Here is a 17637-nt window from a genome sequence, read left to right on the forward strand (position 1 = left end):
CTCCGGGGCGTTCTTTGGCTCCCCATGTCGACTTTTACACGACTTACTCGATAATGACCGTCATTTCCTGCTTCGCATTTTGCATCGACACGATGGTCCGGAAAGACTTGATATTTCCCGAGGCAAAAAAGAGTTCACGGGTTAGCGCTTCGTATTCCGCCATATCACGGACGTTGATCACGAGCAGAAAATCGAAGTCGCCAGTGACATAGTAGACCTGCTGCACTTGCGGACAGGTTACGAAACGCTGTTTATCCTCCTCAAGCAGATCGAGACGTTCATTCTCAATGGTCACCTGCACCATAATGGTGATTGGTCTTCCCACTTTACTGGCGTCCACTAAGCTAACACTGCCTTTAATCACTCCTGCATCCTCCAGTGCAGCGATACGCCGATTGACTGCCGAAGGAGACAGGCTGATCCGATCGGCGATCTCCCGTTGCGACAAGCGATTATTACGCTGCAAGAGCGTAAGAATTTTTTTATCCCATGCGTCAAGTTTCATCATATATCTCGTCCTGCAAGCCTGTGATCAACCTCACTAATGCAACGTTGTTGCGTGAGAATGATAAAACAGAGTGAAAATTGCGGCGCGATGGGCAACTTTGCGCCAATTAACCGCCGGGCGCAGTGTACCATCACAGGCAGTGGGAAAGCGGTATATCGCGACAAAAAGCCTCTCACATTCTGACTTAACCAATTTAAAGCGACCGTCCTGTCTCAGGCCGCACGGATCCGTGCACCCGTTGTTTAGGCGGAATGGTCGCAAATAACGTTATCGTCGCAGGACGATATGAAAATAGAGGTGCCTGAATAGTGGACACAATTAAATTTCAACTTAACGCCCGGCGGCAGCCCTATGGCCAGGGAGCAGACTTGAGTCTGCTGAATGAAAGCGTGGGGAACGAAGTGCTGGCATTCCATCAAAAATTTCCTGATTACCGGGTCACGCCGCTGCGTAAGCTGGAATTTTTAAGCCAGCGGCTGGGGCTGGGATCGATCCATATAAAAGATGAAGCGCAGCGATTCGGTTTGAATGCGTTTAAAGGATTAGGCGGATCTTATGCGATGGGGAAATATCTCGCCGCTCTGCTTGAGCGAGATATTAATACGTTGAGCTTTGCCGAGCTTAATTCACCAGTGATTAAGGCGCGTATCAAGGACATCGTATTTGTGACTGCTACCGACGGTAACCACGGACGTGGCGTGGCGTGGGCGGCTGAGCAGCTTGGGCTGCGTGCGGTGGTGTATATGCCAAAGGGCTCGTCACCGGTACGCGCGCAGAATATTCGCCGGCATGGCGCCGAATGCACGATTACTGAACTGAACTACGACGACACAGTTCGGCTGGCGGCCAAAACCGCGCGCGAGCAGGGATGGGTTCTACTCCAGGATACCGCCTGGCAGGGCTACGAGCAGATCCCCACATGGATCATGCAAGGCTATATGACCCTCGCTGTTGAAATCTGGCAGCAGCTGGCAGAAAGCGGAGCGCCGATGCCGACGCATCTGTTTTTACAAGCCGGGGTCGGGTCGTTTGCCGGTAGCATCATGGGATATTTCATCGAAAAGATGCAGCAGCAGGCTCCCACCATCATCATCGTTGAGCCGCACAAGGCGAACTGCCTGTATCGCTCGGCAACCATTAATGACGGACTGCCGCACAGCGTCGGCGGGGATATGTCAACTCTGATGGCCGGGCTTGCCTGTGGTGAACCTAACATCACCAGCTGGCCAATGCTCCGCGACCATGCCACCTGTTTTATTTCCGCCGACGATTGTCTGGCGGCCAACGGCATGCGCCTGTTGGCCGCTCCGCGACCAGGTACTGACGAACCTTTTGTCTCCGGGGAATCCGGCGCTATTGGCACAGGAGTGCTTTATGCGCTGATGACTCAACCGGCGTATCGCGAGCTTGCCGAATCGCTGCGCCTGAATGCCGATGCACAGGTTCTGTTAATCAGCACGGAAGGAGATACATCACCCGATGTCTATGAAGACATCGTCTGGTTTGGCCGTAATGGTTGAGCGCTATCGACAATAACAAGGGGGCCATCTTACCTACCCTACAAGCCCTCGGTATGACAAGCGTTCTGACTCATAACGAAAACATACGCGCTTTCGCGTCATGCATAGAGAGAACCTGACCGATGAATACTGAAAATATAATTATCAATAAAGGATATTCCGATCCCGCAAAGTGGCATAGCGAAGATACCGTTTGGGTCCTTGGCCTGTTCGGTACCGCCATTGGCGCCGGGGTGCTGTTTCTGCCGATTAATGCCGGAATTGGCGGCTTCTGGCCGCTGCTGATTGTTTTTGTCCTCGCTTTTCCTATTACTTATCTGGCTCACCGCGGTCTGGCGAGATTCATTTACTCTTCCAATACGCCGGAAAGCAGTATTACCGATGTTATTGGCGAGCATTTTGGCGCGCTGGCGGGAAAAGTATTTACCGTCATCTATTTCTTCGCCGTCTATACCATTCTGATTATGTATGCGGTGGCTATCACCAACACCGCGCAGAGCTTTATCACCCACCAGTTGGCAATGGCCGAGCCTCCCCGGTCGCTGGTGGCCATCGTTCTGATCCTCGGGCTGATGTTTATCGTCCGTTTCGGACAGCGTTTGATAATGCGGGTGATGAGCACCCTGGTTTATCCCTTCATCATCTCGCTTATTTTTATGGCACTTTTTCTGATTCCGCACTGGAACGGCGCAATTTTGCAAACCGTAAGCTTCAGCGCCACGGGCGATGGGCAGGGGATCATGTTATCCCTGTGGATGACCTTCCCGGTACTGGTGATGTCGTTTAACCACTATCCCATCATTTCGCCGATGGTGGTGCGCCAGAAGCAGCGTTACGGTCTGGCGCTCGCTGAGGGTAAATGTGCGCAGATCCAGCGCTACGGTATCCTGCTCATGACGGTGGTGGTGCTGTTTTTTGTTCTCAGCTGCGTGTTAAGCCTGTCGCCGCAGCAACTGGCGGAAGCCAAAGCCCAGAATCTGTCGATTTTGTCCTATCTTGCCAATCAGTACGATACACCGATTATTGCCTGGCTATCGCCGATTATCGCCTTTGTCGCTATTACTAAATCATTTCTTGGCCACTACATCGGCGCCTATGAATCGCTGCGCGACCTGATTCTGGAGGCCGCCGCCGCACGCGGGAAAAAACCCGGTATTCGCCTCGTCGACGCGGTCATCCTGGTGTTTATGGTGCTTACCTGCTGGTTCGCCGCGTACAAGAACCCCAGTATCCTCGGTATTATCGAATGCATCAGCGGTCCCACCGGGGCGGCAATTCTGCTGCTGTTGCCTATGTACGCCATTCATAAATTACCGGTGCTTGCCCCCTGGCGCGGTAAAGCGAGCAACGTTTTCGTCACCCTGATCGGTCTTATCACCGTATCTGCCATTTTTTACGGCATGTTCCAATAACCACCATTATTAGCGAGATGTTATATGAGTCATTATCTGCAGATTAACGGCCAACGGCTTATCGATTCCCTGTATGCACTTGGCGAACATGGTGCGCTGCCAGGCGGCGGCGTATGCCGCCTGGCAGCGACTGCCGAAGATAAAGCCGGCAGGGACTTTGTTGTAGCCCGCATGAAGGCGCTGGGCCTGAGCGTGTCAATTGATGCTATCGGCAATGTCACCGGCGTTTATCACGGCGAGGAGACGTTGCCGATGGTGATGATGGGGTCACATATCGATACCGTCGCCACCGGTGGGTTATACGATGGCAACTACGGCGTTATGGCCGGCCTTGAGGTGATTGCCACCCTCCAGGATGCCGGGATCCGCACCCGACGACCGTTGGCGGTAACCTTCTTTACTAACGAGGAGGGGGTGCGATTTCAGCCCGATATGATGGGCAGCGTGGTGTTTGCCGGCGAGTATCCGTTGGCGCAGGCGCTCGCGGCAAAAGATCTCGACGGTATCACGCTCGATGAAGCGCTGCGTAACATTGGTTATAAAGGCGAACGTCAGCCGGGAGATATGGCGGTAGATAGCTACGTTGAGCTGCATATCGAACAGGGACCAATTCTTGATAAAGAGCAGATTGATATTGGCGTGGTTACCGGCGTACAGGGTATTTCGTGGCAGGAATTTACCCTGAGAGGCGTATCGAATCATGCGGGTACTACCCCAATGTCCATGAGACGTGATGCCGGGCTGGCGGCTGCGAAAATCGCTGTTTTTGCCCGTGAGCTGGCGCTAAGCCTTGGTGGTAATCAGGTAGCTACCGTTGGACATTTCAGCGTAAAGCCTAATCTGATCAACGTCATTCCCAACCATGTCGTCATGTCAGTGGATCTCCGCAATACCGATAATGCGATCTTATGTCTGGCGGAGCAACAATTGGCCGAATTTGTCGCGAAAACGTCGCAGGAAGAGGGCGTGGAGATAACCAGCCGCTCACTGGTGCGCTTTAATCCGGTCATTTTTGCCGATGAGATCGTCAATGCGGTGGAAGCCGAGGCGGAGCGTCAGGCGCTCAGTTACCGACGTTTGCCAAGCGGCGCCGGACACGATGCACAATTTATGGCGTCGGTATGTCCCGCCGGGATGATTTTTGTCCCCTGCGTCGATGGCATTAGCCATAACGTCAAAGAACATAGCGCAGCCAAAGATCTGATTGCTGGCGCCAATGTGCTGCTGCAGGTGGTTTTACAGCGCGCCCAGCGTATGGACTAATGTTTACAGGAGCAGAGAATGAATCAGCAACAGCTAAAGCAGCAGCTTATCGCCTGGCGTCACTATTTGCATGCCCATCCGGAAAGCGCCTTCGAGGAGCAGAATACTTCACGGTTTATTGCCGAAAAGCTCGAAGCTATGGGCATTGAGGTGCACCGCGATATTGGCAAAACCGGGGTGGTGGGGAGATTGAAATGCGGCGACGGGAAGGGCGTTATCGCTATTCGTGCCGATATCGATGCCATTCAATTGACCGAACAGGGAGACTGGTCTTACCGCTCCATGACCGCCGAGCGGATGCACGGCTGCGGACATGATGGTCATACCTGCATTGCGCTGGGCGCGGCGCAGTTGCTATTGCAGCGGCAGAATTTTAACGGCACGGTCTGCTTTGTTTTTCAGCCTGCTGAGGAACCTGGCTATGGCGCCAGAGCGATGATGGACGATGGCGTTATTGAACGCTTTGGCATAGAGGAAATCTACGGTCTGCATAATATGCCGGGTATGAAAGCCGGGACTATCGCCACGCGAGTCGGTGGCATTATGGCCAGTGAAGATAACTTTATTATTCGTATTAAAGGGCAGGGAGCGCATGCGGCGCGGCCGCATATGGCGAAAGATCCGCTGGTCATTGCGGCGGAAATCATCCTGGCTTTGCAGACAATTGTTTCGCGAAATGTTGATCCGAACGTGCCAGCGGTCATTTCCTGTACTGAACTGCACACCGATGGCATCCGCAATGCGATTCCGACGCACGTCGAAATCAAAGGGGATACGCGCAGCTTTGCACCGGAGGTGCAGATGCTGCTCGAAGAACGAATGCGTACCATTAGCGAAGCGATTTGCGCGATGCACGGTGCGACGTGCCAGTTCAGCTATACCCATGAATTTGCGCCAACGGTGAACTGGCAGCAATGCGTTGATGTGGCGGTCACCGCTGCGATTAACGTGGTAGGGGCTGAGAAGGTGGACGGCAACGTCGCACAGATGATGATTTCGGAGGATTTTGGCGCTTTTCTGCAAAAAATCCCCGGCTGTTTCATCTTTTTAGGCAACGGCGATAGTTCAGATGCTCAGGGCAATACACCGTTGCATAATGCCTGCTACGACTTTAATGATGAGATATTGCTAACTGGCGCGGAGTATTTTGCCGAGGTCGTCAGAACCCGTCTGCCGCAGGAGTGATATTGATTGGCCCGATAGCAGAATGCCGTCGGGCCATGTTTTTTAGCTTGCCTTTTTAATCGGCGGCAGGTCGAAAGCCTCGCGCAGGGCGCGGACGAAGGCCTTATCGTGGCAGATGGTTTTCCCCGGGCTGTCGGAGAGTTTCGCCACCGGCTTGCCGTTACATTCCACCAGCTTAATCACGATATTGAGCGGTTTAACCTGCGGCAGATCGCAGGTTAAACGGGTGCCGATCCCAAAGCTGAGCTTCACCCGCGAGGCGAAGTGGCGATACAGATCGACGGCTTTGGCCAGGTCGAGATTATCGGAGAAGACCAGCACTTTGCTCAGCGGATCGATACCCAGCTTCTGATAATGGGCGATAGCTTTTTCTCCCCATTCCACCGGGTCGCCGGAATCGTGGCGCAACCCCTGATAGCGGGTGGCGAATTCCGGACCGAAATCGCGCAGGAACGCATCCATAGTGATGCAGTCGGTCAGCGCGATCCCCAGCTGGTCGGGATACTCTTCCAGCCAGGCGGCAAGGGCCGCCCGCTGGCTGCTGGCAAGGCTGGGGCTGATCTGCTGGTGGGCCTGGAACCACTCATGGGCCTGGGTACCCATCGGGGTTAAATTCAGACGGCGCGCCAGATCGTAATTGCTGGTGCCGACAAACCATGGTTCCTGCTGCAGACGCCGCACAATACCTTCCTGCACCTCGCGTGAAAAACGACGGCGGGTGCCGAAGTCCATCAGACGGAAGGCGCTCATATCGAGGTCAGCGGTCATGGTGGCGAAGTCGCCTAGCTTATGTTCCAGCGTGTTGAGCGCCTGATCGACGCCCATCTCTGGTGAACGATAGCGATGGACCAACTCGCTTATCACCGCCAGCAGCGGGACTTCCCACATGATGGCTTCCCGCCATGGGCCGGTAAGGCGAATGTTCAGCTTACCATTGTCATTGCTGACCGTGACCTGGCTCGGGTCATAGCGAAAATCGCGCAGCCAGTTGAGGTAATCCTGGCGAAAAAAGGGAAGGGTGGACAGCCAGCGATATTCATCATCCCGCAGCCTCAGGTCGCGCATGGACTCCACCTGCTCGCGGATCGCGTCGGCATAGATGCCGAGCAGGTCGTCTCCGCGGCAGCGAAACTCCGCCGCCACATGCACATCGCCGTAGCGGTGGAAGACAGCCTGCTGCATGTGCAGCTTATAGGCATCCGTATCAAGCAGCGAGTGCAGTACAGGAGAAGTGAATTGTGTCATGGTGCGCAGTAGCATCCTCTCACTGGAGCGTTCCATCGAAACCAACGCGGAAAATGGAGGCGGAGTATACCTTTATTACCCGACTCTGTCCCGCGATGGCGAGCAATGGTGACGCTGACGGTCATTTGCGAGGCCTAGTTTAATATATTGAACATGGATCACACCACAAGCTTTGCGTCGGGTCGAGGGCATTTCGTGCCGCGAGTGTTAACAAAATGTAGCGATTTCCGTGTTTCACGTTGAAAAGATGAAGATTCTGCATAGCGCGATTGACACAACAGGAATAGACTGGGACGACACTTTACCGAAGATGCTAAAGGTTTTTTATGACACAACAGCCCCAAGCCAAATACCGCCACGACTATCGTGCGCCGGAGTATCTGATTAGCGATATCGATTTGACCTTTGACCTGGATGCCGCAAAAACCGTTGTTACGGCCGAGAGCAAGGTCTCCCGCCACGCGGCTGCGTCTGATGTGCCATTGCGCCTGGACGGCGAAGATCTGACCCTGATCGCTCTGCAGGTGAACGGCCAGCCGTGGAGTGACTATAAAGAAGAAAACAATCAGCTGGTGATCGGCGGCCTGCCGGAGCATTTCACCCTGACCATCGTCAATGAGATCAGCCCGGCGGCGAACACCGCGCTGGAAGGCCTGTATCAGTCAGGCGAAGCGCTGTGCACCCAGTGCGAAGCGGAAGGTTTCCGCCATATCACCTGGTATCTGGACCGTCCGGATGTGCTGGCGCGCTTTACCACCAAAATTATCGCCGATAAAGCGAAATACCCGTTCCTGCTTTCCAACGGCAACCGTATGGCGGAAGGGGAGCTGGAGAATGGTCGTCACTGGGTACAGTGGCAGGATCCGTTCCCGAAGCCGTGCTACCTGTTTGCGCTGGTGGCCGGTGATTTTGACGTCCTGCGCGATTCATTCCGCACCCGCTCTGGCCGCGAAGTGGCGCTGGAGCTGTACGTCGATCGCGGCAACCTCGATCGCGCGCCCTGGGCGATGACCTCGCTGAAAAACTCTATGAAGTGGGATGAGGAGCGCTTTGGCCTCGAGTACGACCTCGATATCTATATGATTGTCGCCGTCGACTTCTTTAATATGGGTGCCATGGAGAACAAAGGACTCAACGTCTTTAACTCCAAATATGTTCTGGCTCGTACCGATACCGCCACCGATAAAGACTACCTCGATATTGAGCGCGTGATTGGTCATGAATATTTCCATAACTGGACCGGCAACCGCGTCACCTGTCGTGACTGGTTCCAGCTCAGCCTGAAAGAGGGGCTGACCGTGTTCCGCGATCAGGAGTTCAGTTCCGACCTCGGCTCACGGGCGGTGAACCGCATCAACAACGTGCGCACCATGCGCGGGCTGCAGTTTGCCGAAGACGCCAGCCCGATGGCGCACCCGATCCGTCCGGATATGGTTATCGAGATGAACAACTTCTACACCCTGACGGTCTATGAAAAGGGTGCCGAAGTGATCCGCATGTTGCACACCCTGCTGGGTGAAGAAAACTTCCAGAAAGGGATGCAGCTGTACTTTGAACGCCATGACGGCAGCGCCGCCACCTGCGACGATTTCGTGCAGGCGATGGAAGATGCCTCTAACGTCGACCTGTCGCACTTCCGCCTCTGGTACAGCCAGTCCGGTACGCCAATCGTCACCGTGCATGACGACTATAATCCGGAGACCGAGCAGTATACGTTGACCATCAGCCAGCGTACGCCGCCGACCGCCGAGCAGGCCGAGAAGCAGCCGCTGCATATCCCGTTTGCCATTGAGCTGTACGATAACGAGGGCAAGGTGATCCCCCTGCAGAAGGGCGGTCACCCGGTACACCCGGTGCTTAATGTGACCCAGGCCGAGCAGACGTTTGTCTTCGAAAACGTTTATTTCCAGCCGGTGCCGGCGCTGCTGTGCGAATTTTCAGCGCCTGTGAAACTGGAATACAAGTGGAGCGATCAGCAGCTGACCTTCCTGATGCGTCACGCGCGGAATGATTTCTCGCGCTGGGATGCGGCGCAGAGCCTGCTGGCGACTTACATCAAGCTGAACGTCAACCGCCATCAGCAGGGGCAGCCGCTGTCGCTGCCGGTGCACGTAGCGGATGCCTTCCGCGCCATCCTGCTGGATGAGAAGATTGATCCGGCGCTGGCCGCTGAGATCTTAACCCTGCCGTCAGCCAACGAAATCGCCGAGATGTTCGCGATTATCGATCCGATCGCCATCGCCGCCGTGCGCGAAGCGCTCACCCGCACCCTGGCGAACGAACTGGCGGACGAATTCCTCGCGGTTTATAACGCCAATAAGCTCGACAGCTATCGGGTGGAGCACGCCGATATTGGTAAACGTGCTCTGCGCAATACCTGCCTGCGCTATCTGGCGTTTGCGGAACCGACGCTGGGCGATAAGCTGGTGGCGACGCAGTATCACCAGGCAGATAACATGACCGACGCGCTGGCCGCCCTGTCGGCGGCGGTTGCCGCTGAGTTGCCGTGCCGCGATGCGCTGATGCAGGAGTACGATGACAAATGGCATCAGGACGGTCTGGTGATGGATAAGTGGTTTATCCTGCAGTCCACCAGCCCGGCAGCCAACGTGGTGGAAACCGTGCGCGGTCTGCTGAACCACCGTTCGTTCAGCATGAGCAACCCGAACCGTGTGCGCTCGTTAATCGGCGCTTTCGCCAGCAGCAACCCGGCGGCGTTCCATGCTGAAGATGGCAGCGGCTATCAGTTCCTGGTGGAGATGCTGACCGAGCTTAACCAGCGTAACCCGCAGGTGGCGTCGCGCCTGATTGAGCCGTTGATTCGTCTGAAGCGTTATGATGAGAAGCGACAGGCGCTGATGCGCGCCGCGCTGGAGCAGCTGAAGGGGCTGGAGAATCTCTCTGGCGACCTGTTCGAGAAAATCAGTAAGGCGCTGGCGTAACGGTGCCATAACCCCGGATTGCGGCGCGCCTTGCGCCCTGTCCGGGTTACCCGTTAGCGTGGTGATGTTGTCGGGCGGCGCGATGCTTACCCGACCTGGAATACACGGCTGATTTGGCGTTGGTAGCCCGGCTGTGCAACGCGCGAGCCGGGGACATGTCGGATGACGATATGCCCCCGTTCAGACAGCAGACAGTTACTCCGGTCAGCCATGACTAAACAAACGCGGCGCACGCTCGCTGTCGCCGCGTTTCATCACCCGATCCAGTACTTCAGCCTCCAGCTCGGCCAGCTTCGCCGAACCGGTGCGCCGCGGTCGCGGGATATCCACGCTTAAATCGAGGCCAATCTTCTTCTCTTCAATTAACAGCACCCGATCGGCCATGGCCACCGCTTCACTGACGTCGTGCGTGACCAGCAGGACCGTAAAGCCATGCTCCTGCCACAGGGAGACGATCAGCTCCTGCATCTCCAGACGGGTGAGGGCATCCAGCGCCCCCAGCGGTTCGTCCAGCAGCAGCAGGCGCGGGCGATGGATCAGCGCGCGGGCCAGCGCAACGCGCTGCTTCTGCCCACCCGACAGCGCGGCCGGCCACTCCTGTGCGCGGCTTTCAAGTCCGACGCTGGCCAACGCCTGCAGGGCGGCGTCGCGCCAGGCGCCTTTTAGCCCCAGCCCCACGTTATCAATCACTGTTTTCCACGGCAGCAGGCGCGCATCCTGAAACATCATCCGGGTGTCGTCCTGGATCGCCGCCAGGGGCGTCGCGCCAGCCAGCAGTTCGCCGGCGTTTGGTTTTTCCAGACCTGCCAGCAGGCGCAGCAGGGTACTTTTGCCGCCGCCGCTGCGGCCCACCACCGCCACAAACTGGCCGCTGGGAATATGCAGATCCAGCTCGTTAAGAATGGTGTTGTCGCCATAGCGTTTCGTCACCCCGTTCAGCAGCAGCGGGATACCTGGGTTGAGACGGGCAGTGTTCATGCGTTAGCCTCCTGAAGATGATACGCCGGATTCCAGCGCAGCCAGAGCCGTTCCAGCAGCTGGGCGCAGACGTCGGCCAGTTTGCCAAGGATGGCGTAAAGAATGATCGCCACTACCACCACGTCGGTTTGCAGAAATTCACGCGCGTTCATCGCCAGATAACCGATGCCGGCATTCGCCGAGATAGTTTCGGCGACAATAAGCGTCAGCCACATCAGACCAAGGGCAAAACGCACGCCGACCATAACTGAGGGCAGGGCGCCGGGTAATATCACGTGACGGAACAGGTCGAAGCCGGATAAGCCATAGCTGCGCGCCATCTCAACCAGCCCACGGTCAATATTGCGTATCCCGTGCCAGGTGTTGATATAGATCGGGAACAGGGTGCCCAGCGAGACAAGGAAGATCTTGGCGGTCTCATCGATGCCGAACCACAAGATCACCAGCGGGATCAGCGCCAGATGCGGGACATTGCGCAGCATCTGGATCGAGGTATCCAGCAGACGCTCGCCCCAGCGAGACAGGCCGCTGATCAGGCCGAGTATTAGCCCGATCGAGCCGCCGATGGCGAAGCCGACCAGCGCCCGCCATGAGCTGATGGCCAGATGCTGCCACAGCTCACCGCTGGCCGAGAGGGTCCAGAACGCTTTCAATACCCCCTCCGGCGAGGGCAGCACCCGCGTCGACAGCCAGCCGACGGACGAGGCCAGCTGCCAGACAATGACCGTCCCTACCGGCAGCAGCCAGGGGGCGAGGCGTAACAACAGGGGATGGGGTGATTTTGCCATCACGGTCTCCTCAGCTTTGCGCTACTTTACGCGGAATAAACTCGTTGGCGACCGCTTCCCCCTGCAGGCGCAGGTTTTGCGGCTGCGGGATGGACGGCACCGCGACGTCAAGCAGGGGGAACAGCAGCTCTCCGACCCGGTACGCCTCTTCCAGATGCGGATAGCCGGAAAAGATAAAGCTATCGATACCCAGCGCGGCGTATTCATTGATCCGTTCGGCAACGGTGGCGGCATCGCCCACCAGCGCGGTCCCGGCGCCGCCGCGCGCTAAACCCACGCCAGCCCACAGGTTGGGGCTGATTTCCAGCTTATCGCGTCGCCCGTTGTGCAGGGCCGCCATCCTTTGCTGGCCGACGGAGTCGGTTCTGGCGAAAGCCGCCTGGGCGCGGGCGATCGTCTCGTCGTCAAGATGGGAGATAAGGCTGTCCGCCGCCTGCCACGCTTCCTCGTTGGTTTCCCTGACGATCACGTGCAGACGGATGCCAAAACGCACCTGGCGACCATGCCGGGCGGCTTTCTCTCGCACCTGAGCTATTTTCTCTGCCACCTGGGCCGGCGGTTCTCCCCAGGTAAGATAAAGATCGACCTGCTCAGCGGCCAGCTCCTGCGCCACCTCAGACGAGCCGCCGAAATAGAGCGGTGGACGCGGCTGCTGCAGTGGCGGAAACAGCAGTTTGGCGTCGCGAACGCGCTGATGCTTGCCGTTAAAGGTGACGGTTTCTCCCTCCATCAGCTTGCGCCAGATGTGGGTAAATTCAGCCGAGGCCTCATAGCGCTCGGTGTGGTCGAGGAAGACGCCGTCGCCTGCCAGTTCGGCAGGATCGCTGCCGGTGACCAGATTGAACAGCGCCCGGCCGTTTGACAGCCGGTCCAGGGTCGCCGCCTGACGCGCGGCCACCGTCGGCGATACCACGCTTGGCCTGAGGGCGACAAGGAACTTCAGCCGCTGCGTCACCGGGATCATTGAGGCCGCGACCAGCCACGCATCCTCACAAGAGCGTCCGGTCGGGATCAGCACGCCGGTGAAGCCCAGCCGATCCGCCGTCTGCGCGATTTGCTGCAGATAGCCATAATCGACCGGACGGGCACCCTCTTCGGTACCCAGATAACGACCATCACCATGGGTCGGTAAAAACCAGAACATATTCAGACTCATGATTTCGCTCCTTGTGTGGCGGTGGGCTGCCAGATGCGGGCCCGGATATCAACTTTTTTTGGCACCAGCTTGTTCTCGTAGAACAGGTCTGCCGTCTGCTGCTGGCGAGCGGCGGTTTCGGCGCTCACCGGGGTAACCGCGGTGGGGGGACGATGGTCCAGATAGCTGGCGATCACCGCCTCCGGTAAGCCCATCGTTTTCGCCAGCAGCGTAATGCTTTGCGCGCGTTGGCTGTGGGTCAGGGCATCGGCCTGAGTAAAGGTGTCGAGTACGCCTTCAATGAAAGCGCCATTGCGTTCAGCGTAGGGCCGGGAAGCAAGATAGAAGGATCCCGTCTGTTTCAGATCGGTTCCGTCAGTGAGTACCCGGGCGCCGCCCTGCAGCAGCGCGGCGGAGTAGTACGGATCCCAGATAGCCCATGCGTCGACATTGCCCTGCTGGAAGGCGGCGCGCGCATCGGCGGGGGCAAGGTAAACCGGCTGAATATCGCTAAATTTCAGACCTGCGAGCTGCAGGGCGCGCAGCAGCAGATTGTGGGAGCTGGAGCCTTTCTGAAAAGCGACCTTTTTCCCTTTTAACTCAGCAACGTTATGAATCGGGCTGCCCTGCGCCACCAGGATCACCTCCGCCTTGGGCTTGGGCGGCTCCGCGCCGATATAGACCAAATCGGCGCCTGCCGCCTGGGCAAAGATAGGCGGAATATCGCCGGTACTGCCGATATCAATGCTGCCGACGTTCAGCGCCTCCAGCATCTGCGGACCGGCCGGGAACTCAATCCACGAGATATGGGTTTGCGGATAGCGCTGCTCCAGCAGCTGATGGCTCTTCGCCAGCACCATGCTGACGCTGCCTTTCTGGTAGCCGATGCGCAGAGCGTCAGGCGCCGCCGGGGCGGCGTGACCCAGCGTAGAGAATAGCAGCAGTCCGCCCAGAGTCAGGGCGCGGAGAGGATTAAGCATGCTCCACCCCACGCAGAGATGTTAACGACGGCGCACGGCTGCTGGGGCGATGCAGCGCCTGCCAGAAGGTCTCCAGGGCGTCATCAAGGCGCCGCTGCAGATTCGCGGTAAACTGCGGCTTATGCTGGTAATCGGTCACCTGGCTGTCATCAGCGAAGACGCCATGGAGGATCTCCTGGGCCTTGAGGGCATTCAGCACTGGCTTCAGTGCGTAGTCCACCGCCAGCATGTGAGCGATGGTGCCGCCGGTGGCCAGCGGCAGCACAATTTTGCCCTCCAGCGCTCGCTCAGGCAGCAGGTCGAGCAGCGTTTTCAGCGCTCCGGAGAACGAGGCTTTATACACCGGCGTGGCGATGATCAGGCCATCAGCCCCGGCCAGCTGTTCATTGAGCGTCTGCAGCGCCGGGTTGTCAAAACGAGCGTACAAGAGGTCTTCCGGGGCAAAGTTCTGCAGATGCCAGTGGCAGACTTCGATATCGGCGGCGGTGAGCGTCTCTCTGGCGTATTCCAGCAAAGCGCTGGAACGGGAAGGGTAACGCGGGCTGCCCGCAAGGGTAATGACGCGCATCTCTCTCTCCTTATAACTAAATGTTTGCATTTATCTATAATTGATAACATTTATAGTGAGTGTGACAGAGGGCCATTATTTCCCTAAATGATTTATCCGCGGTTAGATAGCCGAAAAGCGCATAATGGCGCGCGGGGTAGGTAATCGTTTGCGCTGATGGGGGATTTTTTGTCGCAGGTCAATTCCCTTTCCGCAACAGATCGCACATAATACGCCCCCGGTTTGCACACCGGGAATCCAGGAGAGTTCATGTACTACCCCTTCGTTCGTAAAGCCCTTTTTCAGCTCGATCCTGAGCGCGCTCATGAAGTTACCTTTCAACAATTACGCCGTGTCACCGGGACGCCGCTGGAAATGCTGGTTCGCCAGAAGGTACCGGCCAGGCCTGTCACCTGCATGGGGCTAACCTTTAAAAACCCGCTGGGTCTGGCGGCCGGGCTGGATAAAAATGGGGAATGCATTGACGCGCTGGGCGCGATGGGGTTTGGTTCGATCGAGATCGGCACCGTGACGCCGCGTCCGCAGCCGGGCAACGATAAGCCAAGGATCTTCCGTCTGGTTGATGCCGAGGGATTGATCAACCGCATGGGCTTTAATAACCATGGCGTCGATAACCTGGTTGAGAATGTGAAAAAGGCGCATTTTGACGGCGTGCTGGGTATCAATATCGGCAAAAATAAAGATACGCCGGTTGAGCACGGGAAAGATGATTACCTGATTTGTATGGAAAAAGTCTATCCGTACGCCGGGTATATCGCCATTAATATCTCCTCGCCGAATACCCCAGGGCTGCGCACGCTGCAATACGGCGAAGCGCTGGATGATTTACTCTCCGGTATTAAAAATAAGCAGCTCGAGCTGCAGCAGAAGCATCAAAAATATGTCCCGGTCGCCGTAAAGATCGCGCCGGATCTTTTGCCTGAGGAATTGATCCAGGTTGCCGATAGCCTCGTGCGTCATAATATTGATGGCGTGATTGCAACCAATACCACCCTCGATCGTTCCCTGGTTCAGGGAATGAAACATTGCGATGAGACCGGCGGGCTTAGCGGTCGTCCATTACAATTAAAAAGCACTGAAATTATCCGTATGCTCTCCGCTGAGCTGAATGGCCGTTTGCCTATCATCGGCGTGGGCGGCATTGATTCGGTGATTGCCGCGCGGGAAAAGATTGCCGCCGGGGCATCGCTGGTGCAGATCTATTCTGGATTTATTTTTAAAGGTCCGCCGCTGATTAAAGAAATTGTTACCCACATCTAATCTTTTCCTCCTCTGAATCCCACCCAGGGCTTTATTTCCGGCCCTGGTTGTTTTATATTCCCTCACTGTTGCTTATTTAAACATTTTAGACTTTTCTTAATTTTAGAAAATATTCTGCGGTAAGTCGCAACAACTTTGCAGAGGCGTATGAAAGGGGACAGGGGGAAAAATGCGGATTAAACCTGACGATAACTGGCGTTGGTATTACGATGAAGAGCACGACCGCATGATGCTCGATCTGGCCAATGGCATGTTATTTCGCTCGCGCTTCGCCCGGCGCATGCTGACTCCGGATGCCTTTGCCCCTTCGGGATTTTGCGTTGATGACGCCGCGCTCTATTTCTCTTTTGAAGAAAAATGTCGTGATCTCGAGCTATCGAAAGAGCAGCGGGCGGAATTAGTCCTTAACGCGCTCACCGCCATCCGTTTTCTCAAACCGCAGATGCCGAAAAGCTGGCACTTTATCGCCCATACCCATCACTGGCAGCCGAGCGGCGGCGACGCCGCCTGCGTTTGGCTGAGCGATACCGGCGAGCAGGTGAATTTACTGGTGGTGGAGCCGGGCGATAACGCCGCGCTCTGTCTGTTGGCTCAGCCGGGTCTCACCCTTGCCGGCCGCGTCATGCAGCTGGGCGATGTCATTAAAATCATGAATGACAGACTGCAGCCGGCGCAGAGCGCGGTCAGCTACAGTCTGGGGCAGGCGGTTTAAGGCGCCAGGCGTAGCGCTGTTTTCGGTACACAGCTGCAGGCGAGAATAGTGCCATCCCCGGCAACCGCGTTTTTCTTTAACGGACTCACTTCTCCCTCTTCCAGCTGGATGCGGCAGCTGCCGCAGATCCCCGCCCGACACGAATAGGGTACGCGAATGCCCTGTTGTTCCAGTTGCTCCAGCAGCACCTGCTGGTTATTGCCGGTAAACTGTTGACCCTGCCATTCGATGGCAACCGTAGCCTGCTGCTGCGCCTCGGGAGCCGGGGTATCGTCGCTTTCACCTGCCCCGTAGGCTTTCGCCGGGCCGCGGGTAAGGATTTCCACTTCATCTCCCACCCGGATCACCCCGCTGTTGCGGGCAATCAGGTTCTGGCCAAAATCGACATCGCCATTGTCCAGCGCGGTACGAAAACGCTTTAAGGTTTCCAGCGGCTCCCCGGCGGGATGCTTCTGACCGCGCTCCGGGCTGACGGTGGTAAAAATGCAGCGGCTGCACGGCTTAGCGACGTCAAACACCACCTCGCCGATGCGGATCACTTTCCAGCTATCTTCATCCCAGGCCGCCGCGCCGGTGACCACAAGGTTAGGGCGAAACTGTTCTATGCTTACGCTGGCCGGGCAGCGCTGTTGCAGATCGCGCAGGGAGGCCTCGTTAGCCAGCAGGTAAGGGTAGCCGTCGGCGAAGGAGAGCGGCACCGCATCATGGCGCTTTACCCGGCGGGTTAGCTGCGGCCCCAGCCAGCGCAGCTGGACATCGCGCTTGAAAAAGCCGCTGAGCCACTGGTTAACGGCGGCGGGCGCGATGAGGGCGGTAAAATGGTTGCCCCAGACTTCGGTCGGCTCGGCCTGCGTGGCGAAATCGCTAAAACGCACCACGGCGCTGCTGCCGTCCGGTGCGGTCAGGTGAAGGCCATCATGCAGCGGCGCCGGAATAAATTTCACCATTTGCGGAAACTGGCGAGCGGTAATAAAGGTCCCGTCGGTTTCGGTGACCATAAACAGGCGATCGAAGGCCAGGCCGCTGATATCAGCAAAGGCGTGGGTCAGGCCTATGCCGCGCATGGATTTAACAGGATGAATAAAAAGTCGCGATAGCGTTACCATACGCTGCCTCCGGGTTCCAAAAATAAGCCTATAAC

General features: G+C 56.9%; 14 protein-coding genes and 1 pseudogene. 7 read left to right on the forward strand and 8 right to left on the reverse strand.

Annotated elements, in window-relative coordinates; all coding sequences use genetic code 11:
* Positions 1-43: 43 nt before the first annotated feature.
* Complete coding sequence (locus KHQ23_RS10360) at positions 44-505, reverse strand: Lrp/AsnC family transcriptional regulator (RefSeq protein ID WP_002898209.1); 462 nt, start codon at positions 503-505, stop codon at positions 44-46.
* A gap of 311 nt (positions 506-816) precedes the next feature.
* On the opposite strand from KHQ23_RS10360, the gene dpaL reads away from it, so the two are divergent.
* The 4 genes from dpaL to KHQ23_RS10380 all read left to right on the forward strand — a co-directional run bounded on the left by dpaL (position 817) and on the right by KHQ23_RS10380 (position 5888).
* A complete protein-coding gene (dpaL, locus tag KHQ23_RS10365; protein WP_004199498.1) occupies positions 817-2028 on the forward strand; it encodes a diaminopropionate ammonia-lyase in 1212 nt (403 codons plus the stop codon).
* 122 nt (positions 2029-2150) lie between these two features.
* Positions 2151-3440, forward strand: a complete 1290-nt coding sequence (locus tag KHQ23_RS10370; protein ID WP_004176676.1) for an aromatic amino acid transport family protein — start codon at positions 2151-2153, stop codon at positions 3438-3440.
* A 24-nt stretch (positions 3441-3464) separates the two neighbouring features.
* The gene (locus KHQ23_RS10375; protein WP_004141764.1) at positions 3465-4703 is read left to right on the forward strand and encodes a Zn-dependent hydrolase; all 1239 of its coding nucleotides are present in this window, start codon (positions 3465-3467) and stop codon (positions 4701-4703) included.
* Positions 4704-4721: 18 nt separating this feature from the next.
* Positions 4722-5888, forward strand: coding sequence for a M20 aminoacylase family protein (locus KHQ23_RS10380; protein ID WP_004179190.1), 1167 nt, complete (start codon positions 4722-4724; stop codon positions 5886-5888).
* 42 nt (positions 5889-5930) lie between these two features.
* Here the strand turns inward: KHQ23_RS10380 and pncB are convergent, their stop codons facing one another.
* A complete protein-coding gene (gene pncB / locus KHQ23_RS10385; RefSeq protein ID WP_002898217.1) occupies positions 5931-7133 on the reverse strand; it encodes a nicotinate phosphoribosyltransferase in 1203 nt (400 codons plus the stop codon).
* Positions 7134-7459: 326 nt separating this feature from the next.
* On the opposite strand from pncB, the gene pepN reads away from it, so the two are divergent.
* Positions 7460-10075, forward strand: coding sequence for an aminopeptidase N (pepN, locus tag KHQ23_RS10390; protein WP_038989498.1), 2616 nt, complete (start codon positions 7460-7462; stop codon positions 10073-10075).
* Positions 10076-10279: 204 nt separating this feature from the next.
* On the opposite strand, the gene ssuB is transcribed toward pepN, so the two are convergent.
* The 5 genes and pseudogenes from ssuB to ssuE form a co-directional block, all read right to left on the reverse strand.
* Positions 10280-11053, reverse strand: coding sequence for an aliphatic sulfonates ABC transporter ATP-binding protein (gene ssuB / locus KHQ23_RS10395; RefSeq protein ID WP_004150838.1), 774 nt, complete (start codon positions 11051-11053; stop codon positions 10280-10282).
* Positions 11050-11841 carry an aliphatic sulfonate ABC transporter permease SsuC gene (gene ssuC / locus KHQ23_RS10400; RefSeq protein ID WP_032434239.1) on the reverse strand — a complete coding sequence of 264 codons (792 nt, stop codon included), beginning with the start codon at positions 11839-11841 and terminating at the stop codon, positions 11050-11052. The genes ssuB and ssuC overlap by 4 nt, the downstream gene beginning before the upstream one ends.
* 10 nt (positions 11842-11851) lie before the next feature.
* Positions 11852-12997: an FMNH2-dependent alkanesulfonate monooxygenase gene (gene ssuD / locus KHQ23_RS10405; RefSeq protein WP_002898293.1), complete on the reverse strand. Its 1146-nt coding sequence runs from the start codon at positions 12995-12997 to the stop codon at positions 11852-11854.
* Positions 12957-13956, reverse strand: a pseudogene (locus KHQ23_RS10410) (sulfonate ABC transporter substrate-binding protein). The gene ssuD and the pseudogene KHQ23_RS10410 overlap by 41 nt, the downstream one beginning before the upstream one ends.
* On the reverse strand, positions 13949-14524 hold the full coding sequence (ssuE, locus tag KHQ23_RS10415) for an NADPH-dependent FMN reductase (RefSeq protein WP_002898296.1): 576 nt from the start codon (positions 14522-14524) through the stop codon (positions 13949-13951). The pseudogene KHQ23_RS10410 and the gene ssuE overlap by 8 nt, the downstream one beginning before the upstream one ends.
* 249 nt (positions 14525-14773) lie before the next feature.
* Here ssuE and pyrD point away from each other — a divergent pair, with 249 nt between their 5' ends.
* Positions 14774-15784, forward strand: a complete 1011-nt coding sequence (gene pyrD / locus KHQ23_RS10420; RefSeq protein WP_002898303.1) for a quinone-dependent dihydroorotate dehydrogenase — start codon at positions 14774-14776, stop codon at positions 15782-15784.
* A gap of 169 nt (positions 15785-15953) precedes the next feature.
* Positions 15954-16496 carry a cell division protein ZapC gene (gene zapC, locus KHQ23_RS10425; RefSeq protein WP_002898308.1) on the forward strand — a complete coding sequence of 181 codons (543 nt, stop codon included), beginning with the start codon at positions 15954-15956 and terminating at the stop codon, positions 16494-16496.
* On the opposite strand, the gene KHQ23_RS10430 is transcribed toward zapC, so the two are convergent.
* A complete protein-coding gene (locus KHQ23_RS10430; protein ID WP_032434241.1) occupies positions 16493-17602 on the reverse strand; it encodes a YcbX family protein in 1110 nt (369 codons plus the stop codon). The genes zapC and KHQ23_RS10430 overlap by 4 nt on opposite strands.
* Positions 17603-17637: the final 35 nt, after the last annotated feature.

Source organism: Klebsiella sp. 64 (genome assembly GCF_018223915.1).
GTDB classification, from domain to species: domain Bacteria; phylum Pseudomonadota; class Gammaproteobacteria; order Enterobacterales; family Enterobacteriaceae; genus Klebsiella; species Klebsiella pneumoniae.

What these genes read in the sequence shown, in the direction of transcription:
- KHQ23_RS10360 (WP_002898209.1), bottom strand. Translation starts at nt 505, where the DNA reads ATGAAACTTGACGCATGGGATAAAAAAATTCTTACGCTCTTGCAGCGT.
- KHQ23_RS10370 (WP_004176676.1), top strand. Translation starts at nt 2,151, where the DNA reads ATGAATACTGAAAATATAATTATCAATAAAGGATATTCCGATCCCGCA.
- KHQ23_RS10375 (WP_004141764.1), top strand. Translation starts at nt 3,465, where the DNA reads ATGAGTCATTATCTGCAGATTAACGGCCAACGGCTTATCGATTCCCTG.
- KHQ23_RS10380 (WP_004179190.1), top strand. Translation starts at nt 4,722, where the DNA reads ATGAATCAGCAACAGCTAAAGCAGCAGCTTATCGCCTGGCGTCACTAT.
- pncB (WP_002898217.1), bottom strand. Translation starts at nt 7,133, where the DNA reads ATGACACAATTCACTTCTCCTGTACTGCACTCGCTGCTTGATACGGAT.
- pepN (WP_038989498.1), top strand. Translation starts at nt 7,460, where the DNA reads ATGACACAACAGCCCCAAGCCAAATACCGCCACGACTATCGTGCGCCG.
- ssuB (WP_004150838.1), bottom strand. Translation starts at nt 11,053, where the DNA reads ATGAACACTGCCCGTCTCAACCCAGGTATCCCGCTGCTGCTGAACGGG.
- ssuC (WP_032434239.1), bottom strand. Translation starts at nt 11,841, where the DNA reads ATGGCAAAATCACCCCATCCCCTGTTGTTACGCCTCGCCCCCTGGCTG.
- ssuD (WP_002898293.1), bottom strand. Translation starts at nt 12,997, where the DNA reads ATGAGTCTGAATATGTTCTGGTTTTTACCGACCCATGGTGATGGTCGT.
- ssuE (WP_002898296.1), bottom strand. Translation starts at nt 14,524, where the DNA reads ATGCGCGTCATTACCCTTGCGGGCAGCCCGCGTTACCCTTCCCGTTCC.
- pyrD (WP_002898303.1), top strand. Translation starts at nt 14,774, where the DNA reads ATGTACTACCCCTTCGTTCGTAAAGCCCTTTTTCAGCTCGATCCTGAG.
- zapC (WP_002898308.1), top strand. Translation starts at nt 15,954, where the DNA reads ATGCGGATTAAACCTGACGATAACTGGCGTTGGTATTACGATGAAGAG.
- KHQ23_RS10430 (WP_032434241.1), bottom strand. Translation starts at nt 17,602, where the DNA reads ATGGTAACGCTATCGCGACTTTTTATTCATCCTGTTAAATCCATGCGC.